This is a genomic window from Collinsella sp. AM34-10, from assembly GCF_003469185.1.
GTDB lineage: Bacteria > Actinomycetota > Coriobacteriia > Coriobacteriales > Coriobacteriaceae > Collinsella.
The window spans coordinates 40,940-67,313 of the sequence record NZ_QSIL01000007.1 but is presented as its reverse complement, the minus strand read 5'-3'; the positions used below and the strand labels follow the sequence as shown (position 1 = coordinate 67,313).

General features: G+C 57.8%; 19 protein-coding genes. 3 read left to right on the top strand and 16 right to left on the bottom strand.

Annotation, left to right across the window (positions count from 1 at the left end):
- Positions 1-85: 85 nt before the first annotated feature.
- Complete coding sequence (locus tag DW823_RS07615) at positions 86-2,032, bottom strand: DUF2207 domain-containing protein (RefSeq protein ID WP_158567296.1); 1,947 nt, start codon at positions 2,030-2,032, stop codon at positions 86-88.
- Between the two features lie 563 nt (positions 2,033-2,595).
- Here DW823_RS07615 and gluQRS point away from each other — a divergent pair.
- Positions 2,596-3,606, top strand: coding sequence for a tRNA glutamyl-Q(34) synthetase GluQRS (gene gluQRS, locus DW823_RS07610; protein ID WP_255415135.1), 1,011 nt, complete (start codon positions 2,596-2,598; stop codon positions 3,604-3,606).
- Positions 3,607-3,621: 15 nt separating this feature from the next.
- Here the strand turns inward: gluQRS and DW823_RS07605 are convergent, their stop codons facing one another.
- The 8 genes from DW823_RS07605 to DW823_RS07575 all read right to left on the bottom strand — a co-directional run bounded on the left by DW823_RS07605 (position 3,622) and on the right by DW823_RS07575 (position 15,499).
- A complete protein-coding gene (locus DW823_RS07605) occupies positions 3,622-4,347 on the bottom strand; it encodes a metallophosphoesterase (protein WP_118081516.1) in 726 nt (241 codons plus the stop codon).
- Entirely contained in the window at positions 4,344-4,982 is a 639-nt protein-coding gene (locus DW823_RS07600) for a metallophosphoesterase (protein WP_118081596.1), read from the bottom strand. Before DW823_RS07600 ends, DW823_RS07605 begins: the two co-directional genes overlap by 4 nt.
- Positions 4,983-5,022: 40 nt before the next feature.
- Complete coding sequence (locus DW823_RS07595; RefSeq protein WP_118081513.1) at positions 5,023-5,262, bottom strand: hypothetical protein; 240 nt, start codon at positions 5,260-5,262, stop codon at positions 5,023-5,025.
- Between the two features lie 153 nt (positions 5,263-5,415).
- Positions 5,416-5,772 (bottom strand): hypothetical protein, encoded by a 357-nt coding sequence (locus DW823_RS09730; protein ID WP_147350675.1) that lies wholly within the window; start codon positions 5,770-5,772, stop codon positions 5,416-5,418.
- 98 nt (positions 5,773-5,870) lie between these two features.
- Positions 5,871-9,125, bottom strand: a complete 3,255-nt coding sequence (locus tag DW823_RS07590; RefSeq protein ID WP_118081510.1) for a CAP domain-containing protein — start codon at positions 9,123-9,125, stop codon at positions 5,871-5,873.
- Positions 9,126-9,339: 214 nt separating this feature from the next.
- The gene (locus tag DW823_RS07585; protein WP_118081508.1) at positions 9,340-9,534 is read right to left on the bottom strand and encodes a hypothetical protein; all 195 of its coding nucleotides are present in this window, start codon (positions 9,532-9,534) and stop codon (positions 9,340-9,342) included.
- Positions 9,535-9,687: 153 nt separating this feature from the next.
- Entirely contained in the window at positions 9,688-11,583 is a 1,896-nt protein-coding gene (locus DW823_RS07580; RefSeq protein WP_118081506.1) for a hypothetical protein, read from the bottom strand.
- Complete coding sequence (locus DW823_RS07575; protein ID WP_147350674.1) at positions 11,567-15,499, bottom strand: hypothetical protein; 3,933 nt, start codon at positions 15,497-15,499, stop codon at positions 11,567-11,569. The genes DW823_RS07580 and DW823_RS07575 overlap by 17 nt, the downstream gene beginning before the upstream one ends.
- 88 nt (positions 15,500-15,587) lie before the next feature.
- Here DW823_RS07575 and DW823_RS07570 point away from each other — a divergent pair, with 88 nt between their 5' ends.
- Complete coding sequence (locus DW823_RS07570) at positions 15,588-15,821, top strand: hypothetical protein (protein WP_118081502.1); 234 nt, start codon at positions 15,588-15,590, stop codon at positions 15,819-15,821.
- Here DW823_RS07570 and DW823_RS07565 read toward each other — a convergent pair.
- Together DW823_RS07565 and DW823_RS07560 are read right to left on the bottom strand one after the other, a co-directional pair.
- Positions 15,818-16,495, bottom strand: a complete 678-nt coding sequence (locus DW823_RS07565) for a hypothetical protein (RefSeq protein WP_147350673.1) — start codon at positions 16,493-16,495, stop codon at positions 15,818-15,820. The two genes, DW823_RS07570 and DW823_RS07565, sit on opposite strands and share 4 nt — an antisense overlap.
- Entirely contained in the window at positions 16,467-16,793 is a 327-nt protein-coding gene (locus tag DW823_RS07560) for a hypothetical protein (protein WP_118081498.1), read from the bottom strand. The genes DW823_RS07565 and DW823_RS07560 overlap by 29 nt, the downstream gene beginning before the upstream one ends.
- A 109-nt stretch (positions 16,794-16,902) precedes the next feature.
- Here DW823_RS07560 and DW823_RS07555 point away from each other — a divergent pair, with 109 nt between their 5' ends.
- On the top strand, positions 16,903-19,065 hold the full coding sequence (locus DW823_RS07555; RefSeq protein WP_118081496.1) for a hypothetical protein: 2,163 nt from the start codon (positions 16,903-16,905) through the stop codon (positions 19,063-19,065).
- 84 nt (positions 19,066-19,149) lie between these two features.
- Here the strand turns inward: DW823_RS07555 and DW823_RS07550 are convergent, their stop codons facing one another.
- Genes DW823_RS07550 through DW823_RS07530 form a run of 5 tightly spaced genes read right to left on the bottom strand, consistent with a single transcriptional unit; the run spans position 19,150 to position 25,565 of the window.
- Complete coding sequence (locus tag DW823_RS07550; RefSeq protein ID WP_117862600.1) at positions 19,150-19,398, bottom strand: hypothetical protein; 249 nt, start codon at positions 19,396-19,398, stop codon at positions 19,150-19,152.
- A gap of 56 nt (positions 19,399-19,454) precedes the next feature.
- On the bottom strand, positions 19,455-21,890 hold the full coding sequence (locus DW823_RS07545; RefSeq protein WP_118081494.1) for a DUF2357 domain-containing protein: 2,436 nt from the start codon (positions 21,888-21,890) through the stop codon (positions 19,455-19,457).
- 3 nt (positions 21,891-21,893) lie between these two features.
- Positions 21,894-23,753: an McrB family protein gene (locus DW823_RS07540; RefSeq protein ID WP_147350672.1), complete on the bottom strand. Its 1,860-nt coding sequence runs from the start codon at positions 23,751-23,753 to the stop codon at positions 21,894-21,896.
- A 14-nt stretch (positions 23,754-23,767) separates the two neighbouring features.
- The gene (locus DW823_RS07535) at positions 23,768-24,655 is read right to left on the bottom strand and encodes a DNA cytosine methyltransferase (RefSeq protein ID WP_117862603.1); all 888 of its coding nucleotides are present in this window, start codon (positions 24,653-24,655) and stop codon (positions 23,768-23,770) included.
- Positions 24,642-25,565, bottom strand: a complete 924-nt coding sequence (locus DW823_RS07530) for a DNA cytosine methyltransferase (RefSeq protein WP_231505017.1) — start codon at positions 25,563-25,565, stop codon at positions 24,642-24,644. Before DW823_RS07530 ends, DW823_RS07535 begins: the two co-directional genes overlap by 14 nt.
- Between the last annotated feature and the right edge of the window lie 809 nt (positions 25,566-26,374).

Sequence of the window (26,374 nt, the reverse complement as noted above, 5' to 3'; positions counted from 1 at the left end):
ACAGTCTTCGTAGGTAGCGCATAAAAAAGGAGATGGGCTCCCCCCGACGGCTGTCGAGAAAAGCCCATCCCATAATTTAGGACCGCTAGAACGTTCCACCGCCGCCTCCGCCGACGCCGCCGCCTCCGCCGCCAGAGAAGCCACCGCCACCGCCGCCGCTCGAGCTATCGGAACTCGAAGCCAGCTCGCGGATGGTCTCGTGATACACATCGTTGAACGAATCGAGCGGAGACTCGTTGCCGTAGTGATGGTAATACCACCAGTAGCAGGGGTAGTTGTCGTAGAAATCGTCGCTGTTGCGCAGATCCGCAGGCACGGCCTCGGCCAGCTGTCGCAGCACTTCTTTAGAAACGCCCAGGGCAACGCCCATCACCAGCAGTTTGTTCCACAAGATCAGGTCGCTGGGGATAGCCTCCTTCAGGCGCGTAAAGTCCTCGAGCCAATGCTTGAGCGCCTTGCAGCGAGCCGCCACCTCGGCGCCCTCCGGCGTGTAACGGCGGAAGGTGCAGCTCAGGACAAAGCCCACGATCGTGACGGGAATCGAGATCATAGCGGCGCCGACGTTGGCGTCCGCAAAGTCGGTATAGATCAGAGAGCCCAGAATGCCAAAGACAATGATGATGCCGAGAACCAGGCCGGCCACCATCGCGATAGTGCCATCCGATGCGATAAACTCGCGCGCCTCCAGCTTGCCCTTAACCGTGCTCTGATAGTCCTCGAGCTTGTCGCCAACAGATGTGGTGCGCTCGCTAGCGTACTCCTCCAGCTCGCTAAACGTGCGCGAACGGACTCCGTCCTTATCGGGCTTAACGCCGGCGAAGAAGACCTTGAGCACATCGCGATCGATGCCGTCCTTCTTGGCAGCCTTCCAGGCCTCGTCGGTCACCGTGATGCGATACGTCTGCTCCTCTTTTTCGCGACGGAGCAGGCCCTTCTTCTTGGCCTCGGTCGCTTCTTCCAGCTTGATCACGCGGTCGTCGGTCAGCTTCATCAGCGTGGCGATATATGCCTGATCGGGCACGTTGTTCCAGCTCATAAGAGTTGCAAGCACCGCGGGATGGTCGGCGGAGGGCACATCGCGGAAGTACTCGTCTTGGAAAAGCGGCTTGGGCTTGCGCTTACGCAGCTTGAGCACAACGATTGTGCCGGTAAAGGCCATCGCCGCGACAACGCTTAGCACGGCAAGTGCATTGGCGATCATGCGAGCGTGAGCACGTCGGGCGTTAGCTTCGTCAGCCCATTCCTTCTCTTCGCTCAGGATCGTTGACATGCGCTCTTCGCCCGAAGCGGCAAGCTGCGGCACCCAGTCGCTGGGGAAGGCGATGCGTGCCTCGGCAAATTCGCCCTGATGCACGCAGGGAATGGCATAGGTGACCATGGGCTCGTCCTCATCGAGCGACACGTCGCCCGTCAGCGGGCCGTGGCCCCACGCGCGGAAGTTATCGCCCTTGACGGCCGCCGTCCCGGCAGCGGCATTTGCGAAGCGCACTTCCATCTCGACGTCATCGGAATCCGCGGACCAGCCGTCACCCACAAACTTCCAGTAGAGCTCGGCGGTATCGGCCCAGTTCATAACCGCACCGGTCATGGTGTAGCTCACGTAATAGATCGCGCTGTCGCCGCTCTCGTGGGGGCTGAAAACCTTGATCTTTACGCCGTCACCAGTCTGCTCAACCGTATACACGCCGCGGTCGCCCTTGTTTGCATAGTCGACCTTGTTAAATGCGGCGTCGCCTTCCTCAACGCCCAGCACGTCGACGCTCGCCGCGCCGCCCTGCTGGTTAGAGCCTGTATTGATCTCCCAAAACACGCCGTTGATGTCGTCATCGAAATCAAACTGGCGTCCCTCGACAACGGTCAGCGAGCCGTCGGCCTCAACCGTGGCGCCGATATAGGTTTGGGTCATGGAGTAGCCGTCGGCACGTGCAACGGCGGGCAACAGCAGCAGTGCGCACGCGACGAGCGCGCAAATGGAAACAAATCGCGCAAACGGGCGGCGCTGCCGGCTGACTTTGGCGGCGAGGGTGTTCATAGGCACATCCTTTGTCTGTAAAACCAACAGCGCCATTGTCCCACGTTTGCGGGTACGCATGACGAATATCTGGGCCAACGGAACGTCAAATGGGACAAAAGTCCCACCCGAGTCTGGCACTTAGGGACGTTCCTAATGATCTATTGGGGACGGAGGAAAACGGATCATTGGGTTGAACCGACGGACTGCAACAAATTTGTCGTTTGGGACGCTCTTTGGCCGAGTCCTGCGCCAGCAATAGATACCACTTCACAGCTCCGTCACAGGTGTAGCGGCTTTGTGTTGCTGCGGCACGCGCTGATTGAGCCTGTGAGCAAGGGGCATAAAGCAGTTGAGCGATAACGGTTGCCCCTTTCCCGTTCGCTCGAGGATCATGTCCCCCTTTTCCGCGGAAACCCCGGCAGTTGCGAAGAGCTGCCGGGGTTTCTGTTGTCTAAGGTGCTGAGTTGATGGACAGGAATCAAAGCACCGAGCCTGCGGCCCACAATACACAATGCGGGTCCTCAACAACTTGCGGACCACAGTGACGCCTCCCCATCGCGCCCCGCGCTATACTCGTCCGCATGGATATCAAAACACGCAACATAGCAACGCCCGCCGCGGACGCGCCAACGACGCAGCCCGCCCCCGTTCCCACCCCCGTCGTGGGCCGCTTTGCCCCGTCGCCCTCGGGCCGCATGCACCTGGGCAACGTGTTCAGTTGCCTGTGCGCGTGGCTTTCGGCCCGCAGTCAGGGCGGCAGCATCGTGTTGCGCATCGAGGACCTGGACGATCGCTGTAAGCGCCCGGAACTTGCCGCTCAGCTCATCGACGACCTAGCCTGGCTGGGACTGGAGTGGGACGAAGGCCCCTACTACCAGCACGATCGCCTGGATCTGTACGAGAACGCCTTGCATCAGCTGAAAGACGCCGGCCTCACCTACCCCTGTTTTTGCACGCGCGCTGAGCTCCACACCGCAAGCGCGCCGCACGCCAGCGACGGCACGCCCATCTACCACGGCGCCTGCCGAGGTCTTTCTGCCGAAGAGGTTGCCCGCCGCAGTGCCCTGCGCGCCCCGGCCACGCGCCTGCGCGTGCCCTCCGTCGATAACCTCGCAGACGATGTGGTCGAATTCGTGGACCGCACGTACGGGGCCCAATGCGAGGCACTCGCCACCGAGTGCGGCGACTTTTTGGTGCGCCGCAGCGACGGCGTTTTTGCCTATCAGCTGGCCGTGGTGGTCGACGACGCCGCCATGGGTGTTACCGAGATCGTACGCGGATGCGACCTGCTTGGCTCCACGCCCCGCCAAATCTACCTGCAGCATCTGCTGGGACTTCCCACGCCGCACTACGCGCACATTCCGCTGCTCATGTCGCCGGACGGCCGCCGCCTTTCCAAGCGCGACCGCGACCTGGACCTGGGCGAGCTCCGCGCCCGCTTTGGCACGCCCGAGGCACTGCTGGGCTGGCTCGCCAGGCAAACGGGCATCGCACCGGACGCCACACCGCGCTCTGCCGAGCAACTGGTCGAGCACTTTAGCTGGGACGTCATCCGCGCACACCGGGAAAACATCACCGTAACGGCCGAGTAGCCGCTCACTCCACCCCTACGCAACATCCCAGGGCTGGAGTTCGTCGCCCAGGCGAACGATACAGTCGTAGAGCACGGTGTGGCGCTCGGCCGGGTTGGCATCCCGATGAAAATGCCCGTAATACCAGCGTTTGTAATCCAAGCGGTCTTCCAGCTCATCGAAAAATGCCGTCAGCCGATCAACGGCGGGATAATTCCAGCCAGGCCCCGGATAGAGCGTGGGCGAAAGCATGCGCGTAGAGCAGGTGTGGGTGATCACGTAGTCGACCTTCCAACCCACGCTGTCGAGCTTTGCCCGCGCCTCCTCAAAGTTGCGCTCATCCGGCAGCTCCTGCGGCCACCAGCTGGAATAGGGAATGCGGTATTCCTTATCCACACTCGTAGCGCCGCCCATGGTAAAAATCGTTGAGCCGTCGAGCTCAAAAACCTCGCCGCGCGTCAGGCGCCGTATGGGCGAGGTGTCCGACAGGCGCTGCGTCAGACCACCATGCCACAGCTCCATAGGGCGCTCCGCCCAATGGTCGAAGCGTTCGTGGTTGCCGTCGACGAACAACACGGTATAGGGACGCGATTCCAGCCAGGCGATATCGGCGCACTCCTCGGCAGAGAAATCCCAGGGAAAGCCAAAGTCGCCCGCAACAATCAGATAGTCGTCACTCGTCAGACTATCCCCAAGATCCCAGTCGCGCAGCTTTTGCATGTCGACGCCACCGTGAATGTCGCCCGTCACATAGACCGTCATCGGATCACCACTTCCCTCTTATAGGTTTCGAGATCGTGCTCGATCTGCTCGTTGCCCGTGGCGTTGACCCACCACGGCCACTTGACGCAGCTCACCGGCTCGTCTACCTGCACAAACCACGACTTGAGCTCCTCCAGGCTCACCGGGGCGTAGCTGTTAGCGTCCGCGCCCACGTCATAGCGCAGCAGCCCCTGTCTGAGGTTGAACTTGTTGTACGCGTCGCCACAGCTGTGGATATGCCCGTGCAGATGCCAGCTACCGTGCGACATGCCCTGCCAGTCGACCATGGGATAGTGGCTCAGCACGATTTTTTGGCGGTCAATCTTGAGCACGCAAATGGGCGGCTCGACGATAAAAGCATCCGCTACGGCAGGCTGCGTCCAGTCTTTGTCGTGGTTGCCGGGCAGTAGGTGGACGCGCTTGCAGACAATGCTTTTGCGCAGCTCGTAGGCGTCTTGGACCGTCATCTTAAAGCTAAAGTCACCCAAGATGTAGAGCTCGTCATCCGCAGCAACCTTGCTGTTAATGTTGGCGACCATGGCATCGTTCATCTGCGCAACAGTCGACCAAGGCCTATCGCTAAGCCGTAGCATGTTCTCGTGTCCAAAGTGAGTATCGCCGGTAAACCAGATCACGGGGACCTCCTGTTGCTGCGGGGTATCCATCCCTTAGGGCTTACCCCTCGTTCTTCCATCCAAACGGGTCGAGCACCCAAAAAATCAGATCGAGTACGCCGCCGGTCATCATGGCGCCGGCAAGGGCCATGCAAACGTGCAGAGAACTGGCACTTCGGAGCACGTCGAATGGCCCCAGAACAGCCAGCAGCGCGACCGCTGCGCCGGCAAGGCACAACGCGAGGCACGGCCCCGCGTCCTTGACGCACTTCTTTGCGAGATGCTTGGTGTTATCGCTCATTGGTATCGAACTCCTTAGAGGATCGTTGTTTGGGTACATGCCGCCGCGACAGAGCAGGGCGGCAGGGTAAGTGTCCCATGCCGTGCGGACACGTTTTTAAACCCATGTATCCGCAGGGACCCATGTCCTTGCAGAACACCCCCGAAGAATCGTCTAAGCCGCTGGCGGGCAACATACTGAACAGGGGGTCTTTCCTCGTTTGAGCGCGGTCGCCAGTGGCACGCTTGTTCTAATGGCATTTTGAGGAAGGTTTTTGCATCCCCCAGAACGGTGATAAATCTTGCCGTTCTTGATGACGATCACCTTGGTTTTTGAAGCAGCCACGCTGCGGGACTTGATGGGCGCATCCGCCTTTTGACGAGCCGGTGCCGTTTTCCGAGGCCAGCCTCTCGGAAAATCAGAATCGCAGAATCGATTGATGTAGCTGTCGAAACATCCATCGAACAGCAGCCCCGTTGCCAAGCCCGCCATGAACCCACAGGCAATCGCGGCCTCTCCTCTAATTTGCATATGTCCCTCCTTAATTAATCTTGAAGATAAAAGCGGCGCGCGCCGCAGGACCCATGCCCTTGCGGCGCGCGCCGAAAATGATCCGCTTTCCTCCGTCCCTAACGGATCAGCTGGCGGCGCTTGTCGGACAGGAAGACGCCGGCGGCAACCAGGACCGTGCCTCCAATTACGAACGTCTCGCCCAGCAGGTTGGACACGTCGCCCGTGGCGGGCATCGTCGTCTGCTGCGTGGTGGCCTCGGACGCCGAGGTCATGTGCTTGGCCTGGTACGCCACCTGCGTCGCAGGCTGAGTCTGCTCGCCATTCCCGCGCTCGGCGGCCTCTTGGCGAGCGATCTCGGCGTTGAGCTCGACAATAGCCTGGTCGAGCTCGGCCTTGGCGGCGGTATAGTTGGCAAGCGCCTCCAAGTAGGCAGGTGCCACAGCATCCGTCGCAGCAACGGCAGCGTCGAGCTCAATCTTGGCAGCTGCGGCGCGCTCGGCGGCATCGTGGGCTGCAGCGATCTTAGCGTTGAGCGCCTCATCCGCATCGTTGGCACGGCCGCTAGCGATGGCGTCGGCAAGGTTGATCCTGCGCAGGCGGGCAACCGCGGCGGCAGAAGCATCGCGATCAGCGGTCGCATCCGTTACGGCGTCGTCCGCCGCAGTCACGCCAGACTCGGCATCGGTCTTCGCCGAAGCCGCTGCCTCAACAGCAGCATCGGCAGCGGCCTTGTCCTCCGTCGCCTGAGCAAGCGCCGCGGCGGCATCATGTAGCTGAGCCGCACGAGCAGCAGCCGCGACGGATGCGGCCTGAGCCGCGGTCACAGCCGTGCCGGCACCGCTCGCAGCAGCCTGGGCGGCAACAAGCTCGGCCTGGGCAGCAGCGACGTCGGCATCTGCCTGGCCTGCCGCACCCTGCGCGGCATTCACTGCAGCCTGCGCGTCAGCCTGAACGGCACGCGCCCCCTCGAGCACCGCCGAGGCCGCATCAAATGCACGCTGAGCAGCGGCAACGTCGGCAGAGTACGCAGCCAGCTCGTCCTGGGCGGCAGCAAGCGCGCTCTCCTTGTCGCCAACGCCGGCGCGAGCGGCATCCAGCGCACGCCGGGCAGCGGCAGCCTTGCCCTTGGCGACATCGAGTTCATCAGACTTGGCAGTCACGACACTCTGCGCCGCGGTAACCGCAGCGCTGGCAGCGTCCACGTCGGCGCGGGCATCAGCCACGGCACGCGCAGCGGCCTCAGCCGCGGCCTGCTTCTCCCCCACGGCAGCCTGGGCATCCGAGGCCCCAGCGGCAGCAGCGTCAACATCGGCGGCAGCAGCATCGACTTGAGCCTGCCTTGCAGCGGCGGCCTGCGACGCGGCGCTCACCTTGCCGCCAGCCTGCGCAGCCGCGCCCTGAGCGGCAGAAAGCTCCTGACGAGCCGCGTCCACGCCCTGCCCAGGATTTGCCAACGAGTCACACCACGCATTAAGCGCAGCCTCGTATTCGGCAACCGTCATCGGATTGGCGGCATTCGTGTACCATCCTCCAGACATAGAGAACGTCTGCGCCTGCGTAAGCCAACGGTTCATCGTCCCGCGCGTGCAAACCCCCATACCCGTTACGGTGTAATCGGGATCGATCACATTCATGTAGTGACCGACTGTATGCACGCTCCCGCCATGCGCAGCCACGTAGCGATCGATTTCGTCGCCATGCTGCTCGTAGAAATCAAAAGCAGCCTTTCCCGTAAGGCCCGTCGCTCCCAGCGTAGCCGCAGCGCGGTCAAAGACGGCCTTCTCCTGATCGACCCACTGGATGAACGGGTCGCTTCCGTAGTTCCACGCCACGTTTTCGCCCACGTTGAACTGCATGGCGTGCGCAGTCTTGGTATCGGAGAAATTCGCATCGGCAATCGCGGTCGCCATCATGGCATACGTCACCTTGAGCTCACCCAGGCCAACGCTCGCACGATACTTGTTGCACGCCTTGAGCCACACAATCGCTTGCTTCATGTTGGTCAGACTCGTCGCGTCAACCTCCTCGCCCACCTTGGTGAGGCTGGCATATTTGCAGTTGAGAATCAGGTCCGCCGCATCGTCGGCACCCACGCTCTTAAAGAACGCAATGGCGCCCTGGCGGTAGTTTTCCGCCGAGGCGTTCGCCGTAGCCTGAGCGGCGTCGAGCTTGGCCTGCGCTTGAGCTACAGCCTGATCGGCCTGCTGCTTTTGAGCCTTTGCCTGGTCGAGCGCCTTGTCGGCAGCGTTCTTCTCGTCCTTAGCGGCCGAGAGCTTGGCCTGAGCGTCGGCCAGCGCCGCAAGCGCATTGGCATGCTCGGCCTTAGCCTGATCGACGGCGGCGTCTGCCGCGGTCGCAGCAGCCGTGGCAGCGTCCAACTTGGACTGCGCGTCAGCCGCAGCCTGCTGCTGGACGGCGAGCGCCTGCTGAGCAGCCTGCACCTCACCCTCGGCAGTGGTCACTTCCTGCGAGGCAGCAGCGAGTTCGCCCTCGCGCTGCGCCTGGACCGACTTGGCGGCGTCCAGCGCGGCAGCGGCGGCGTCCACCTTGGCCTTGGCAGCCTCGTACTCCGGGCCCGCGGCACCCTGCTCGGCACGGTCGAGATCGGCCTTGGCGGCGTCATAGCTCGCCTGAGCGGCATTCACATCCTTATCGGCCGCATCCTTTGCCTGCTGAGCTGCCGAAAGCTTGCCTTGCGCGTCCTGCTGTTTGGCCGCGGCGGCATCAACGCCAGCCTGGGCATTCGAAAGCCTGACCTGCGCGTCGGCGGCCTGCTGCTTTGCCTGCTCCAGCTCGCTCGCGGCCTGCTCGGCAGCGGCCTGAGCCGCGGCAACAGCCTCGGGCGTGGCATCGGCAGCAGCGGCCTGCGCGGACTTGAGCGCAGCCTGGGCATCGTCGGCGGTCTTCTGGGCAGCGGTCAGGGCTTCACCCTTGTCCGTCAGATCCCTCTTTGCGGCATCGAGTGCAGCTTGAGCGTCCTCGAGCGCCTTCACGTCCGCATCGGCCTTGTCCTGCGCGGCACCCATCTGCTGCTCCAGCTCGGCCGAAGCTGCAGAAGCGGCAGCGTCGCTTGTGCCACGGGCCGCATCGTAGGCGCTCTGAGCCTGCTGCTGGTTGGCAGCGGCGGCGTCGTAAGGAGCGGCGGCCGCATCCAAATCGGCCTTGGCAGCAGCGGCCTTAGCGCGAGCCGCATCGACCGCAGCCTGCAGGTTGGCGACCTTCTGCACCGCTGACACCGTGCCCGCGCCAGCGCTAGCAGCAGCCGCGCTCGTCAACGGAGACAGCACCGCAGCCGGCTTCGCAGTAGCGTCGGCACCGTTCGCACCCTGCGCCACCGCAGTCAGCGGAGACAGCAGCGACCCGCCCGTCATGGCGATCGTTGCCGCAGCAACTGTCCCATACGCCCGGCGGCCTTCGCCTTACCCGCAGCGCCGCCATTGATGTTCTTGTTCACGTTCTTGCTCATTGCCGATTCCTTCCCACGATGAGCTGATGTTTGACACATAATCGATCCAATATGCCCCGCTAAAAAGAGGTGATAACGGGGTAATTAAATCGGAGGAGTTGGAGACAAGCCCACATCCATCAGCGGATGCCGAGCTCATACTCCCGCTCGCGCTCAATATCATTCAGGTACTCATAATCTTCGGAGCTAAGCTCTAGATCATCTTGAGCGAACATGTAGTTCTCGGCCTTAGAACCAATACTGCAACCGTAGATGGTATTGAGATCGATATGGTCGGTATTGTCGTTGTAAAGGGGGAAAATTCTGCTGGTCATGCTCAAGTACCTCTCAACATAAACTGAAAACTCGTTTGCTTGGTCTCTTTTTGAGACCCCATCTGATGTGCTATGGCTGCAGTATATGTTCTCCCCTTTTACAATGCAAGCGTAATTTCAAAAAGTTCTAGGAGCGATAATTGCGCAACACCATCACTTGTCGCCACCGCCATCCTCTACCGCGCCCTCACGCGCAGCGCACTCGTTGAGATACTTGACCGGAATCGGCCACACGGACGGAGCCTTATAGCGCGAAAGGCCTATGTTGGCCAGCTGAACCAACAACTCAGACAAATCATCGCCGTCGAGTACCTCAATCGAACGCACGTGAATCGCAGTCGCCATATCCTCCTGGGTGCCGTTGTTGACGCCCACAAAATAGCAAGTCTTGCCCGCACGCTCGAACGTTCCAATGCCGTAATAAGGCGAGTTGTAGCTCTCGAAAATCTCTTTCTTACGCCCTGCTTTGCCTGTGAGCTGATGCTCACCCACCAGGGCCATAAAGTTATTGGAAAACGTCGTCAGTCCCGTATCCCGCACGCGCGCAAGCATAGACTGCCCGTCCGCATGCACGTCAAAGACATAGGCGCCCTTATCGAGTTTGCCGTCCGCGGTCAGCAGATCGAGCTCCATCTCGTACTCGGGACCATCCTCTGCCGAATGTGAGGCATAGCGCATGCCCCCATCCGCGCCAATCGCCAACGTAGCGATACGCGAATCCAGCTCAATCTTGTCCTTTGTTTTATGCGGCACATCGACCAAGCCACACACCGTCACCGACTCAATATCCAAAGCATCAAGATCAAACGCCGTCACCCGCTCGTCGACAACATCCTGCTTTACCAGCAGTTCTTTGAGCATGGCGCCCAGGATCGCCTCTTGCGCATTGCGATCCTTTTGCTTTGGCGCCACCTTAAACAGTGGCTCGCACACATCCGGTGTCACGTGCTGTTCCACCACGCCAGCATGTAAGGCATAGCCGTCGTCCTCAGCAACCTCATTGGGCACAACGACAAGGTTCAGCGCCCGCGAATCCACGGCCCTTCCGCCATACGTTGCGCGAACGCCCCACGAGGAATCGTTAAGTCGATCGGCCAGCTGGCGCGCCACTTCGGCAAGCCCATTGCGCGCAAACGACACCACGATTCGCTGCCCCGCCATGCGCTCCGCAACCACGCGCGCGTACTCATCACCCTTGAGCACCTCGTAGAAACTCTTACGCGGGTATTCCATGAGCGTCACCCGGGCGAAGTCGCTGTAACGGCGTTCGAGAATCTGCAGCTCTCGATACAAAATGCCCTTCTTGGTATAGGCGACCTTGTCCGCCTGGGCCGAGAACGTCAGATCACGGCGCTTGGACGGCTTGTCGCCCTTGGCTCGGCGCAGGATGTACTCGTCTTTTTGTTCGTGGGCAAGCACCATCGTCGCCACGGGCGATAGCCTGTAGCCCACTTGGCTCTTAATCTTTTCGAGCTCTTTCTCGTCACCTTGTGCCCTGCCAATAAGCACACGGCGCTTGGTAAACGTCCGAATCTTAAGATCAAAGGTGCAATCCTCATCGATAACGATTTCAACCGTTTCGATCTTGGCAGGTCCCCTTCCGTCGCTTTCGACAGCATCGCGGCGGGCACCCTTGGCGCTAATGACATACAGGCGCCCGGTGTCATTGGGAACTTCGTCCTCAATCCCCTCAAACTGAGAGCAGGAGTTGAACAGCAAGCGGAGCGCAACGTAATCGTCCAACTCGTTCCAATTAGTTTTAATCGGAACTATCTGCTCCTGATAAAGCGAGGCATTAAGGTCGCCCGTCTGCACGCCCGCTTTGACCATCAGAAAGACGCGGTTGTCTGCAAGCTGCGTGAGCGCGACGACCTTGCCCGTCTGGCACACATCGGCCATAAAGTTCGCCACGGCATGCTTGCCCGCATCGCCGACGTTGCACCAAAAGACCGAGTAGCGCTCCTCGGCAGCAGCGGCATCGAGCTGCAACACGAGCTCTGATACGGCGATGTCTCCCAAACCGCACGGCTGGTTATGCTTCGATTGCACGGCCGATCGCCTCCATCATCTCCAAATTGATTGCACCGTCGGCGGCCATATAAGGAACGGAGAACACAGTCCCCTCAGCATCGAGTGCCTTGGGCACGCACTCAAGCGCTGCCTCATCAGCCAAAACGTTGACGATTAGCAGGCGTTTCGCCCCAACCTTTTGAGCCTTCGCCCTAAAGCGCTCGGCATCCGACGCCTCGCGACCGTCGCGAACATAAGCGATATAGGCACCGATGCGATAGTGCTTAAAATCGATCCATACCCCGGTCGTGTTGCCAGCAGCATCGAGCACCTCAAAGTCGCCACCTGTCTCGGCGTGTGCCGCATCGCCACGCGTAAGCGAATAGCGGCCGTCGTAATATGCCTCAAAGATTGCCCTTCCGGCAGATTCTCCCAGCTCACCCAGGTAGACCGCCTGGAACATATAGGGCGTCATGTGCGCCGTCGCCGCCGGCTGCAGCGTTGTGGGCACCCCGTCGCTCGACCAACGCTCACGCACTTCGCGAATTGACAGCAGCTCGGGTACGCGCGCCGCCGCCTGGCTCACCTGGCGAACCGTCGCGCCCTTTAAGCCCTCCTTGCAGTGGCAACGATCCTCCAGTCGAGCAGCAATCTGCTCGACGGGCTCACCATCGTAGCTAGGGAATTCAAAGTGCGACACCTTGCATGCCCCGCCTTCTGCATAGGCATAGCCATTTGCAGCATGCGACATGCGCAGCGCGGTACTCCGGCGCTCTGGGTATTGCGCGAGATCTTCCCACGGCAGGCAAAAATGATGCAGGTAAAAGTCGCGCTCGCCATCAAAAGCAGTGAGATCTTCGTCCCCGGCGTTTAGCGAGGTAACTTTCCACGCCAGCTTTTCGTGCTTTTGCTTGGCAAGGTTGTTCCTAAAGGCGGCAAGGTTCTGCTGCTTAACGGCAGCGTGTTCCTTGTTGTCCGTCATATGGTTGTTGGCAGCGGCGCAGGCACCAACCACCTGCTCAAGCTCGTAGCCCATCGGCAAATCATGCAAGAACGAAAAGTTGCAATCGTTCGCAATCTCGCGGTCGAGCAGCACCTGCACGCAAGGCATCTTTACACTCGTGCGCATCAGGCGACCCACAGCCTGTGCCACAATGCGAGCGCCTTCGACCTGATAAGAGAGGGTGTCGCGCACCGGCAGGCTCTTATTAACGCCAGATAGAAGCATCCGTACGTTCCGGCGCTTTTGAGTAAACGGAACCTCGCCGCGCGCTACCAGTTCCTCCTGCTCCACCACGCCAAGTAGCGCCTGCTGGACAAACTTATTTGAGTTGATCTCCACTCCCCAGGTCAAACGACTTGTGGGCGACTCGATATATAAGAAATCAAGATCCATCTTGGGGCGACGGTCGGCATTTTCAAAGCCGCAATCGACCTGATGAACCATGTCGCACAGATTCTCCGGCACCTTGTATTTGAGATTCTTGGAAAAGCCACCGGCCGAAAGATTGATAAACATCAGGGTCGGCTGGCCCAGCTCGAGACGTTTTTGAGCGCCACGCCAACCTGCATCCCATTCCGCAGCGTTAAAGCACGGCACCATGTCCTTGGCGGCCTCAAGCGATTTCTCGTACGACATCTCGGGGCACTTGATGTTTCTAATCACCAGCTCCGCGACAATCTCGCGCGCAAGATCCAGCGCCAGACTATTGAATTCGCCATGGTTTCCCATGTGGCGCGTGGTAAAAACGGCTCCCGCCCGTTGCTCGTTACGCGCCACACCACGGGCCCAAGTACTCACGGCAACAAGCGTCTTGCTCAGGCACTTCAGCTCAAACTCGATGCTCTTGGCGTCGCTCACGCCCACCCTGTCAGCAATCTTTAAGCGCAAGCGCACCGCAAGTCCCTCACTCACGCCAATCCCGTCAAAGAACCGCATCGCGCGCTCGTACACCTCGTCGGGCGACACAATGATGCCGCCAAAGGCGCCGCCTGCCAGCGCGACCATGCCGGCAATTTCCTTGGACTCATCCACCCAGGCAATATCGACGTCGTACTCCTTCGCAGCCTGTTTGTTAAACAGCTTAGTCTGTCGCACGATTTCCTGGTTGAGCTCGCCAATCCAAGCGTCCTTGCGAACCACGCCATGAACCTCGTCAAGGTAATCGAGGTTGAAGTTTTTGACGGTCGGCGCACTCCATGTTGCGCTCATGCACACGCAAGGCGCTTTGGCGGCAATGGAGGCAAGGTAGGCCTCGGGCATGCGCTCAATGCCGTGGCTGGTTAGGTACGTGGTAAACATGTGCTCGATGGTGGTTTCCATCACTAGATAATCGACACCACGCGCATACATCGAGTCGTCGGCGGCATCGATCTCGTCATTCTTGCGATCTTTAAAGAACAGCGCCAGCATCAACGAATCCCAAAAATACTTCTCGCTGGTCTGGTTGTTCCTAATGCCCAGGGCATCGATGATGTTCTTGCGCGAAAGGTCGTCCTTGTACGAAATGCTGCCGTAGTACAGCTTGTCCATAAGCGTGGCGCAACGGGCGAGATGACCCACCACCATCCTGACCAGACCGCGTGCACGACGCACCGCCTTGCTGACGGTTTGCTGCCCACTCCCTCCGCGAGTGATAATCATATTGCGAGTACCGCCCTCATTGAGTTTGAAGCGCAACGGATTCGCCGAGTTGTCGCCCACCGAAATATCGTCGCTGCCAAACAGATGTCGACCGGAGAGCTGCTCTTCTTTCGCCTCGTCAGACAGCGCAAAAGGCGGACGCAGTTTCATGTCCTTAATACAAGAGGCGAGTGCCTTTTGAATTTTCTTGGCATCCTTGGCGATTTCTTCGGCATCTTCCTCTACGCTCGCCCGCGAAACCCTGTTCCTCTCGGCGTTTGACCCTTTGTGATCGCCCGACGTGGAAGCGTGCGTATAGACCGCCATCCATTGATCTCGATTCCCCAGTAGCAAGGGGTCCACCACACCGCCGTTAAAATGACGATCGAGGATACGCAATACTTCGTCCGGTTGAAACGTCACGGGATCGTCTGTCAGCGTCGACAGTATGTCGGCCTTCATGTGGTCGATTTCATCAAAGATAAACAGGCCCTTCTCGGCAGCCATTGCGTTAAAGAGCACAACGCCTGCACCGGTCACTGTATCGATCCTATTGATGAGCTTTTGCGGCGTCAGGGCAATCACATGCGGTATGCTCTCGTCATTGAGCAGGGCAGACGGCCAAATCTGGGGGATCACCTCCATGCCGCGCGTGATGTTTTTGAGCTCGTGGCTCACAGCCCAACGCAAGCTCGCATCCGCCGACGATAGCTTGTCGCGAAGGGCGGGGGTCAAACGGTCTGCAACACCTCCCAGACGATTTCGAGTGTCAAGGATGCCCAAAAGGTCATCGGCGATCTCCATCGCGTTGCCCCACGCTCGCTTAATGATGCGATGAGAGCTCTCGTCGTCCGCCTCGATGGGACACGGAATGTCGCGCACGCCCACGGCGCCCTTACCGCGCGTAGTCTCAATCCAATGCAGGATGTTATCGCCCGCACGCGGAAGATCGAACACCATGCGCTGCGCGGCATCGCCATCCATGCCCTGTTCAACCAGCAATTTGCGCACGCTCGCAACGTAGTTGTCGCGGTTGTCCTTACCCGGCACCACAAACACCAGGTAACGACGGCCCGGGCACTTGTTAAAACAGCCCGAATCGTCCCAGCCACCGGCGATGAGGTCGGCTGTGACCTGCTCGGCCGTATAGTTTTTACCCGAGCCCGTCGTGGCGCCCAAAAAGTACAGGCCATTGTTGCCCTGATCCTTGGGGGCAAACAGCGCACGCTCAAAAAACTCGCGCATCGCCTTTTGACGTGCAAGATAGGGAGCGAGCTCCTTGTCGTCCGCAGACGACGGATTCGATTGGCAGTTGAGATCCCACATAGCCATGGTCAAACCTCCGATTTAGTTGTTACACGTGTTTGATACCATCCCGTGCGGACAAAACTCGCGCTGGGCGGTCAAGGCGGCGGCGTCCATGCCGCTTGAGAGAAGAAAGAAAGGAAAGAGGAGCAGTCAGCGACTACTCGCACGAAGCGAGCAGTTTCTTAAGATCGCACTCCAACGCCTCGCGCTCTTTGGCATCGATCACTGCAAGGGCGACACGCATCAGGGATGCATCGGCGGCAGACTCCTGAACCTGGTCGGGGCGCTTGCTAAAGCTTTTCCCGGCAGCCTTCCGATCGGTCGCGCCGTTCAGTGCGGTGGCTAAAGATTGTCATCGGACTTTGCGCTGGCTTTGGCCGCCTCTTCGCCCGCGATCAGGTCCTTAACCGTTATATACGCACTGTACGTAGCATCCTCGATCTTTTCCAAAACATCATCAGGGTCGCAAGTGCCCCAAGTTTCTTCGAGGACTCGAGCCAATCCCCAAGCAGCGCTGAGCAGGACGTCAACGTCCTTTAGATCTAAATGATCGACCGTAAAGGGATAGTCCGCGCACTCCAGTAGATACGTGTCAACTGCGCCAATTGCCTCAGCCACGTATGGCTCAAGATCGCAATGGGGTTGGAGGGCGCACAGCGCCTTGTGCGGATCGGTCGGCTCGATCCAATACAGCGTTGTCGCATCCTCGCATTTCTCGAGCGGATAACGCTCAACCGCCTTCTCCCAACTTTCATACCAAGGATCGGCATCGCCGTCCGTCATCGACCTGCAAAGATCAATCGCCGCAGAAACAGTCGCACACGAGCATCTATAACTGGCGCCTTTCCTAAAATCATCATTGAGCTCGTCGTCGCCAGACAGCCTCGCCTCCATGATCAGAAACGGGCCGTCATCATCTGTAATGCTCATGGGATAGTTGTCACATTCGTAGTACGGATACATTTTGTCTCCAATCAACCGTTCGGTCACATTAACAAGCAATATCAAAACCGCGCTCACGCGGAGGGTTGTCGTCCTCGATCCATTCGAGCCCGTCGTTCTCATCGATTCCGGCATCGGGGACTGACGACCATCTGAACTCGAAACCAAGCTGGTCAAGCTCATCGACTCGCTCACTGATTACTCCGTACGCATCCAACGCATTCTCGAAATCCTCCGAAGACACATAGCCGCGCTCGCACTGCTTGCGCATCTGGTGCAAACGACCCATGGCGGCAGCGATGATCTCGCGAAGAACGATAACCTCGCGCTCGCATACATCGATGTTTCCTTTGTTGAGCTTGATGCAATCGGACATAACGGCCTCCCTGGTTTTAAGCCTTTTCGCTTGATTCCATTGAACAGCCGCAAACAGCCGCGTAATATGACTTTTATCGGGTTTTAAATTTTGGCTGTTTGGAGCATTAATGCTTGATTCCGAACAAGAGCCGTTTAGCTGGGGTTTCGAGGCTGGCTTTCTTCGCTCTCCCGTCAATCCCCGCATGCTTCTTCTTAACAGAACGCCAGAGATTGATTGCGCCGATGACGGAAACGCAACCGGCAATGCAAGCGCATGGAATCTCGTCTCCGTAGCCAACGACCTATTACGCGTCGACTTAAGCTCGCTTTTCAACGAGATTGGGGGCCACTTTCGTGAGCGAGCAAAATTGCGCTTTTACATCGATTTGCAGAACGCCATTCGTCAGCCCCCTGCTCCCCACGATGCGCAACACGCTTCGATGGACTACGCAGCCGAACCAGACCATGACGACTGGCTCGATCCAGACGATTCCGACCAAGAGTCCGCGCAAGCAGAATTGAACGAAGCCGAAATCGAAGTCAACCTTCAAAAACAAAAGGAACGCGACCTCGATTTCTTTGCTCCGATATTCGATAAAGCCATTACGCGCCATGCACACGGAGAGATATCTGGCATGGCCAGGTATCTCCTTGAAAATGTCTGCAGGCAGTGTGTCATGAACATCACAGCGATTCCCGACTATCGCTATTACAGCTGCTGGATGAACAACAACGCTATTGAGTGCAAAGAAATCAACCGCCTGTACCGCGCGGTGATCACGACATCGGCCCAACTCAATAAGCAAGAAATGGCGTCCCTCTTCAGCTCCTATCTCAAGCTCGTGTCGAACGACATGGACATTACAACTACCAACGGCAAGACCGGGCTAACAGAACCGGTGCCGTATAAACGCGACAATCCAAGAGACAACTATCCAAAGGTCAACTCGCAGATAGAAACAGCTTGCGTTTGCACCAATACCGATCTCTTTCGAGCGCTTCTCATTGTTTTTTATCAGGAATGTCTGGAGCTTGCCCCGCTGCTTAAAAACACCGAGGCACCTAGCCTGCTCGCGCAAAACGAAGAGTTTTTCCCAGCCGCCATCAAAACAAGCGACCCGCGACAATTTCGATTATTCGATAATCAGCTGCCGGCAATCATCCGCTTTGGCGACGCTTTTGCATACGCAGCCAAAAAGCACTTGCCCGGAAACGAAACGGCTCAAAAGCTCGAAGAACATTTGAGCGATATAAAACGCATGAATAGCGCCCCCTTTATGCAGGCGTTTCGCAAGAACTATCTCGAGGCTATGCGCGAGAACCAAATCTACGCAAATGGAGACTTCCATACGTATGCAGAGCTTAACGACCAGGAAAACCTCAATAGGCTCGTAAGGCTTCAAGCTGTTATTGCAAAGGCAGGAGAGCTTTACTTCACCGAAGAGGAATGTTCCTTTGCAAGCCTTTATGCCCGCATCCTCCACGAGCTGCTGCTGTGCGGCATTATGCCGATAACATGCCAAACCTGTGGTTCGCTCTTTTTTCCGACCGGCCCTAACAGCAAGTACTGCGATCGATATAACGCGGCGACCAAGCTCTATTGCAACCCGCGGCACAACGCCAAAAAACATCTTGGTCGCAAATCACCCCGCGACGTCGCACTCAATATACGGAGAAAAGCCGACACGGCATACGAAAAGGGTTTAACGGATTGTGCCCACTATTTTGACAGCCTTGGCAATTTTGTTCTCGATGGTCTTGGCCCAACATACCAAGCGAGCGACCTAATTTCCGACGAGCTCTATGCGGCATGGCTGTCTATCGTCAACCAGCCCAATTGCAGGACAAAAATCAGGCGACCAGATAGGAACGGTTTTCCATACCCCGTACTGTGGTACGGATTCATCCTCAATGGCATACAGTATGTACAAGTCGAGTTTCCCGAAGCCGAGTACCCGGCGCTTTTTGAACGCTTGAGCCAGCTCGCCGAAAGCCCGCAATCAAAGTGCACGCTGAAGCACAAGGGACCCGGCGAGCACCCATACAGCTCATGGCTTATCAAGTTATACGAGTTGTTGGAGATCATTGCGCAAATTAATAGCGCCGACCAGGTGGCAAAGCCCATTCCATTGCTTGGAATAGATAGGGACGATTGTGTCTCGACCGACCCGACCGCCCAAGGCACACGGAGCGCGCCCGACGCATGCGTCTACAGCACCGGCACGATAGATAGCCTTAGCTTTACCGTGTATACGAAGGGATATGACCCGGAAAAGCGGGAACGAGCCTGATGTAGCGGCTTCGAGCGAAGCCGCCGGTCACGGGGTGGCACCGGGGCGCGGACGCCGCGGGCCATTGGGAGCAACCCTCCTCCGCTACCTGCGCGACGTGGCAGCGCCGCTGCGTCGTCCCTGTCGCCGAACATCGTCCTGAAGGCGCGGGCGGGTGTCCATGAACAGCCGCGCCCGCACTAGCCTGGGGGACAGCCGCCCCGCCACCAGCAGTGCGCCGGCACGCCTCGGCACCGCCAGGGTCTCCGCCTCCACGGGCAGGGCAACTTTCTCGATGACCTCGGCAGAGCACACGCCCGACAGGTCAACCCCGTTGTAGACGATTGGCCTCATGCGTTGCCCCTCGCGCGCCCGTAGGTGTTACCGCTACTCTGAAAATGACCAGATGATCACCCAACAATCTTTGGCGAGTGGGGGCTGAACGCATCGTTGCCGTTCTGTTCATCCACCGCCCTGCGCCCCAGGCTTAAGGGTTCTGCCGCGTCATCTTCCACCCGCACGGACAGGACATAGTAGAAGTCGGCACCCTGATTCCCACGATCCCGCACGTAGCCAAGGTCGGCCAGGCGGTCGGCCAGCTCGTCCCTCGAAACCAGCTCATTCGAGGTTATGCGACACGCCACAGGCTCGATCTCGTAGGTGTTCGTCTGGCTTATGGCGTTCCGATAGAAGCGGAACCACGACGTGCGGAAGAGATCCTTATGGTGCGAGTAGACATGCCCGTCCTTAATGGCATAGAAGTAGAAGAGAAAGCGCCCGCCCTTGCGGAGCCTGCCGCTGCTTTCGAGAAAGTGATAGTAGTCATCGGGAGAGTCCCCTCGAATGTAGCCAATCACGAACGATTCGCCACCATGCCCGTAGGAGTCGCTATCCGTCTTGCCCGCGCTTGGAGGCTCAGCCACAACCATTTCGGTGAAGTAGCTCAGCCGGTTCAGCCGCGTATTGCTTGCCGTGTTCTCGCCGATGACCTTCTCTATGAAATCGCGCAACGCATTCTCTGCCGTCCTGCTGATGCTCGGCTTCATGGCGAAAGCGCCGACACCCGGCAAAATCTCCTCGAAGAGCCGGAATTGGCCCTTCTCGCCCGTTTCGCCCGACCCCGGATAAAGCACGTAGCTGCCAACCGTGCGCCGTATCGCGTCGTTGTACGTGTGCATCTTCAGCAGGTCACCGCGCTTGTAGGTGTTCGTGGTGGAGGCCGCCTTCTCCTCGTTAAGTTCCTCGCGCTCTGCCTCCTCGGTGCCCACATCCTTGCCGACAAGCCCCGTCAAGTCGGTGATGCGGTACTTGGCGTCGAAGTGGACGAATGCAACAGCTCCATCTTGCACTGCGGCTCGCTCGTTTGTATAAGCATCCGGGAATATCGCGAGCGTGTAGTCGGGTCTGAACGGTCTCGAGTACGAACCCTCGTAACGAGTGGCATGAAAGTCACGGGGCGAGAAGGTGCGGTTGTAGTAGAGGTTTACCTTCGCGCCGCACTGCGCAATCTGGAATGACTGGCAGGAGCGTACGCCCTGCTTGAGGGATATTGACAGCCCACCGTCGGGATTCGTCCCGATAAATGGGTGGTCATCGGTGCTTATCGGCTCGCACCCCTCGATCCCCCTTACGATGTCGTACAGCTCAAAGAAGATCCAGTACTCGTAGAGGAGGGCCACATTCTTCGATTCGCCCTCGTAGATGTCATCCTTGCCCTTCCAGTCGAGCTGCAGCGCCATATCGAGCATGGAATATGCGAAGAAGATCTGCGAGTATCCCTCGCGCTTCTGCAACACCTGGTTGTTCTGAGGCATCATCTGCAGGGTGCCGACATCGTCGAAGAAGGCGTCGCTGAGTATCGTATCCAGCATGGCGTGCAGCGCGGCGGCTTCGCGATAACACTCCGTCTGCCGAGTATCGCCCTTCTCGGCATCCAGGACAGTCATCAGAGAGGTGCAGATCCGGTCAATCTCATGCAGGGCAAATTTCACAAACCGATTGGCGGGCGTGTCGAGCAGGTCGTACTTGCGCGTGACGCTGACCATCTGGGGGAGGTAGACGCCTCCCGCATCGCCGCCGCAGTTCAAGCGCGTCCACATCCGGCTGTTCGAGAAGGGGTTCGTATAAAACCTCCGGGACGGCATGCCAGCCCCAACCGACCGCAGCTCGTCCTCGTGATCCAGCGTCCTATCAGGGTTCCTCTTTATCGCCTCGAAGAGGGCTTGGAGGTTCGGTTCGTAGCAGAACTGCCGCAGGAAGACGAACTGCTCAAGCAGCGTCTCGCGATTCTCGTCGGCTTGCTTGTAAACGTTCGACGTGGAGCCCGAGTAGTCAAGGAGCAGCGCAGCGCACCTTGCGGCAAGCTCCTCGGTGAGCTCGATGTAATCGTCTTCATAGCCAATCTTGAGCGGGACGACTTCGAACTGTAGCATCGGCGCATCAGCTTCCTCGCCGAATCGAATCCTCGAACGCCCGAGATAGTTCACGAACTGGAAGGTGACACTATTGCCGTTTCTGTCGCACCTGATATTCTTGCCTTCGTTTTGGAACGAGGCGCGAGGATGCAGGCCACCATCAGGGGTCCGCTCGTATTCGAGCACATAACATGTGGTTTCGTTGATTCGAAGCGTGGGACTCCCGTCAAGACCGTCCTTGACGGCGAAGGCTGGTGTTGAACCAGCGCCATTCTGGGATGCTTCCGGCTTGAGACCGAAACACGTCAGCCCGGTTAGCCCGGTCTGCTGTTCCTCGTCCCAATCGACTCGGTCATGCGCACCGCTCTGGTAGAGCCTGGCTATTGTTCTTCCATCCGCTGCAAAGCGGATTGCGCCGATGCTGCCGTCCATAGGCTAGATGAAGCTCGCATACTGCACGTTATCGAGTTTCGCTGCCATCTGGCTTATCTTAACGGAGCTCAGCTCGCCATCGCATATGTCTTTCAGGCTTTTAAGCAGATTGCCGATCTCACGTTTGTTACCATGGAGCTTCGGCAGCACCTTCTGGACAATCTGCTCATCGACAGAACGCTCGAGTTCGTAGTTCTCGCCGTCAAGCTCGTGCGCGGCATTAACGTACATTCGCACTTCGCGCACGGTGCGGAAGGCAAACTCATAGCCGCATTTCTCCAGCTCTTCATACAGCTTGCCGAACTTCTCGAAGATGGCGTTAGCATCATCTTCGCTGATGTAATTGGCTCCCTCCCATATGTCCTTGGCGAGACGCAGAAAAGCCTGGGGGACGCCGGAAGCTGCGACGGCAACGTCCGGCGCATCCTCGATGGCTTTGAACCCTGCGAGGACTTCGGCCTTCGACGGCTTGAACTCTATGACGTTTGCCCTGTCGAGCACCTTGGGGCTAAACATGTAAGTGGTCTCATCGATGTTCACGGTGCCGACAACGAACAGGTTCTGCGGATAGGGCAGCCTGTCAGCACCGCCATCGCCGTACCCATCAAGCACGATGAGGTTATCCTCGCCGATGGTCTCCATGTGGCTGAGGAAGTCTGAGAAATACCGCTCGACATGGCTCAGGTTCATCTCGTCGAGGATGAGGAAATACGGAACCTCGGGGTTAGCGTTGGCCCGTTCGATGAGTCTCAGTATGCCGGTCTCTTCGTACGCGCCTTTGCCGCCGTCTGCAATCGGGTTGAAGAAGCCCAGCACCTTGGTGTTGTCGGTCCAGTCGGCACCGACCGGGACGAGCAACCAGTTTGGCTCCCCGTCTTCATCCAAGACCTCAAGGTACTTTGCAAAACGCTTGGAAATCCGCGTCTTGCCTGTTCCGCTGTTGCCAGCAAGGATGACAAAGGGCTTTGCCAGTAGTGACGTGATGTAGCGCCTGGAGAAGTCGGTTTTAAATTCAGCTGGAAGGTTGTTTAGCTGAAAAGTCCTCTTCTCTCTGCTTGATGCTTTCGATGAATTCTTTGCAGCAAGGTCGATTAGTTGATGCATTGCGGGCAGCACGTCATCGCCTTGTTCGTAGTCGATGCCCTCTTCGGCAATCAATTGGCTCGCTATGAGGTTTCGCATGAACTCAGCCACGCTGTAATCAAACTCAAGTTTCCCTGCGTAAACGTCAGCGAAATACTTGAATGCCGTGGTCAGGCTACCAGCCCTCATCTTGCATCCGCGATTGCAAAGGGCAATAAGATCGTCAATTCTCGACTTGTAGTCGTAATCTATCGCACCCGAAAACTGCCCGTCTTTGTATCTGCTTCCAGTGGCGAAGAAGAGTTTCGTTAGCTCCAAGATATATGCATCTTCGGAGACGCCCACAGGCTTTACTTCGGCTGCATCCATCCAGAATGTCCTTTCCGCAAAACCGTCCTCTTGCAACGGCGATGAATCGTTTACTTTGCCCGTCACTGGCAACAACAGCAGTGCGGCAAACAAGTTGCCGACATTTGGACGCTTTGCCCCGTCTCCTTGTATTTGCACACGTACTTTTCCGCCTTTTTTTGCAACGGGATAACGCGTGCCAAGGGAGACAACTTGCCCAGTAGAGGGTACGACTACTTCCAAGATGATTGCGTGTCCGATAATGTCAACTGCAGTCAGCGTATCCCCGTTTGCAAGAGAGCCTGAACCTTTGAGTTCGTACTGTCCAGCACCACCTTGTCCAACTGTTCTCCCGCGAACGGATAGCGTATTCTCGCTATATATAGAATTCGGAATGGGATAGCTCAAATTCCATTCATCGACAAAGGACATGGCAACCACCACAATTAATCTGCTGCATAGTCAGCTATGCATCTAGCAACGTACTCAGCAAGCTTAACTGGCACGGCATTGCCAATCGCCTGCTCAATGTCTGTCTTGGACCCGACAAACTCAAACTCTTCGGGGAAGGTTTGCAGATAGCTGCGCTCCTTGTATGTTAAGGCTCTCACACCTTCAGAAATATCAGCCTTGTCGGCATGATGCCTCTTATATGCTGGCGGTATCGGACGGTTGGTGCCTCGTACCGTTACCGCTGGCTCGTCAATCGTGAAGACGCCCCTACGCTGGAAGTTGCGTGGATGCATGTAGAAGTATTGCGTGCCGAGCGAATCGCCAAGGTAATCCCTGACGGTCATCTGCTTGTCGCTCAGCCTTGAATCCAAGAGTTCGCCGAGAAAGTCATCTTTATCACCAAGATGACCGACAAGGATAAAGCGCCTGCGAATCTGAGGCACACCACATAGACTGGCGTTGAGGACGCGCCTCGTGAGACCGTATCCAGCATTGCGGAATATTTCCAGCGCCTCGGGCAGGACGTCCATCCGCTCGATATTGTAAACATTCTCCATGACGAACCACTCGGGTCTGACGTCCCGAACTATCTCAGCATATCGGATGGTGAGATTGGCCCTTTTGCCGCGCTGTCTGGCGCCCGCAATGGAGAAGTCCTGGCAAGGGGGGCCACCGATTATCATCGACGGCGAATACTCTTCAATTTTCGGGACCGCTTCCGCATCGTAAAGATCGTATTTGAATGCCGGGTGGTCGAAGTTTGCCGAATAGATGTCGACAGCCGCCTGCCAGTTATCAAACGCCGCCTTTATGTTGAAGCCCGCATTCTGGAATCCGAGCGACATACCGCCGCATCCCGAGAAAAGATCAACGCAGTCCATCGCTCACATCCCTCCTGTACTCTAGTAGCGCTCGTGCAACGTAGGTGGCAAGGTTTACCGGTACGGCGTTGCCCACCATCTGGTTGATATCCGTCTTACTCCCAAAGAACTTGAAAGACTCCGGGAAAGTCTGGATCCTACTGCGTTCCTTTGGAGTCAAGCACCGGGCTTGACTGAGGTCCGCCGCGTCGTTGGGGTGAAGCTTGTAGTTCGGCGGTATCGGCCTGTCCACACCACGAATAGTGACCGAGGGCTCGTCGATGCTGAAGATGGCCCGCCTCGTGTAGCTTCGCGGAATTCTGAAGTAGTAATCAATTCCAAGCTCGTTACCGAGATACTCACGAATTGTCATCTGATGGTCAGAAAGGCCCTTCTCAAGATATGGGTCGAGGAACCCGTCGGGCGCCCCAAGGCATCCGATCAAGAAGTATCTCTTGCGAGCTTGGGGGACCCCGCACAGGCTTGCATCCATCACTCGCCCACTCAAGCCATAACCCTGCGCTTTGAGGGTGGCCCGAATCGCTTCCATGGATTTGCTCGTTCGAACGCGTGGGACGTTCTCCATAACGATGAAGCGAGGCTTGCACCTCGCGATGATCTCGGCATATCTAACAGAGAGGATTGCGCGCCCACCATCCTCGGATCTCTTGCCGGCCTGCGAGAAATCCTGACAAGGAGGCCCGCCGATGATGATATCCGGAGCGAAGCCGGCAACTTCCTCGGATACGGAAACGTCGGAGAGATCCCTTTTGAAAACAGGATGCTGGAAGTTAGCGCGATAGACATCAATGGCAGCGTCCCAATTGTCGTAGGCAGCCACAACATTGACGCCAGCCTTTTCGAAGCCGAGGGACATTCCGCCGCAGCCGGCGAAAAGGTCAACTGCCGTTATGTTCCTCTCGTTTTCCACGCGCTCGGTCTCCATTTCGATAGATACAGACAAATAAATAATTATAATTTCGTTTCTTCCAACATGCTTCAAGATCAGTCGGCAACAGAACAAATCCAGTTGTAACGCTTCGCCCGGACAAGAATCGCTCGTGCTCGATTCGAGCTTATTGCCGCCCAGCAGGGCAACCACTGTCGCATGCTCGCCCGTCAGAGGCCGTCCGCGCCGCATCCGCGTCCGCTCCGGATGCCGCGCCGGGTCGGTCGTGCCGCGGACCGTCCCTCGCGGCACGCACCCTCCGCTCCCGCGAAAACCCGTTCAACACAAAGGCTTTTAGGTATAGCCTTATTGCTGTACGCCACGAAGTTCCCGCCCACTCACGCCCTCGCTGCCAAACGAATACGCATCCCTCTCTCTTCTATGGATGCAACGCTGCCGAAATATAAATCGACTCATGCGATCGCTCTCCGACCTCAGCTGAAACGTTTCAGAGCGCAACAATCTTGAACCTCGATCCACCCTCCAGACAAACCTCCTCAGTTCATCCATTACTATCGAAAAGATCTTCCATGAATTTTGACGGCCTGTTTCAGCTGTAATGGAAATAAAAACCAGCTTTTCGAAGTCGGCGCCACAACCAGGCAAGCATTTCCGAAATCGCAGCATCACATCGCTCGATATAAGTAATTTGCTACTGGTGCAACGGCCCCGAGCACCGTTCCCGCGCGACTCTATCGCAAATACGTTGCTTAGAACAGGGCACTGCCACATTTCAGCAAGCCAATCCGAATCCTCGTTTGGTCGGGAGATAGTCCAATTACCCTTTAAAT

What these genes read in the sequence shown, in the direction of transcription:
- DW823_RS07615 (WP_158567296.1), bottom strand. Translation starts at nt 2,032, where the DNA reads ATGAACACCCTCGCCGCCAAAGTCAGCCGGCAGCGCCGCCCGTTTGCG.
- gluQRS (WP_255415135.1), top strand. Translation starts at nt 2,596, where the DNA reads ATGGATATCAAAACACGCAACATAGCAACGCCCGCCGCGGACGCGCCA.
- DW823_RS07605 (WP_118081516.1), bottom strand. Translation starts at nt 4,347, where the DNA reads ATGACGGTCTATGTGACGGGCGACATTCACGGTGGCGTCGACATGCAA.
- DW823_RS07595 (WP_118081513.1), bottom strand. Translation starts at nt 5,262, where the DNA reads ATGAGCGATAACACCAAGCATCTCGCAAAGAAGTGCGTCAAGGACGCG.
- DW823_RS09730 (WP_147350675.1), bottom strand. Translation starts at nt 5,772, where the DNA reads ATGCAAATTAGAGGAGAGGCCGCGATTGCCTGTGGGTTCATGGCGGGC.
- DW823_RS07590 (WP_118081510.1), bottom strand. Translation starts at nt 9,125, where the DNA reads ATGACGGGCGGGTCGCTGCTGTCTCCGCTGACTGCGGTGGCGCAGGGT.
- DW823_RS07585 (WP_118081508.1), bottom strand. Translation starts at nt 9,534, where the DNA reads ATGACCAGCAGAATTTTCCCCCTTTACAACGACAATACCGACCATATC.
- DW823_RS07575 (WP_147350674.1), bottom strand. Translation starts at nt 15,499, where the DNA reads ATGGCTATGTGGGATCTCAACTGCCAATCGAATCCGTCGTCTGCGGAC.
- DW823_RS07570 (WP_118081502.1), top strand. Translation starts at nt 15,588, where the DNA reads ATGCCGCTTGAGAGAAGAAAGAAAGGAAAGAGGAGCAGTCAGCGACTA.
- DW823_RS07560 (WP_118081498.1), bottom strand. Translation starts at nt 16,793, where the DNA reads ATGTCCGATTGCATCAAGCTCAACAAAGGAAACATCGATGTATGCGAG.
- DW823_RS07555 (WP_118081496.1), top strand. Translation starts at nt 16,903, where the DNA reads ATGCTTGATTCCGAACAAGAGCCGTTTAGCTGGGGTTTCGAGGCTGGC.
- DW823_RS07550 (WP_117862600.1), bottom strand. Translation starts at nt 19,398, where the DNA reads ATGAGGCCAATCGTCTACAACGGGGTTGACCTGTCGGGCGTGTGCTCT.
- DW823_RS07545 (WP_118081494.1), bottom strand. Translation starts at nt 21,890, where the DNA reads ATGGACGGCAGCATCGGCGCAATCCGCTTTGCAGCGGATGGAAGAACA.
- DW823_RS07540 (WP_147350672.1), bottom strand. Translation starts at nt 23,753, where the DNA reads ATGTCCTTTGTCGATGAATGGAATTTGAGCTATCCCATTCCGAATTCT.
- DW823_RS07535 (WP_117862603.1), bottom strand. Translation starts at nt 24,655, where the DNA reads ATGGACTGCGTTGATCTTTTCTCGGGATGCGGCGGTATGTCGCTCGGA.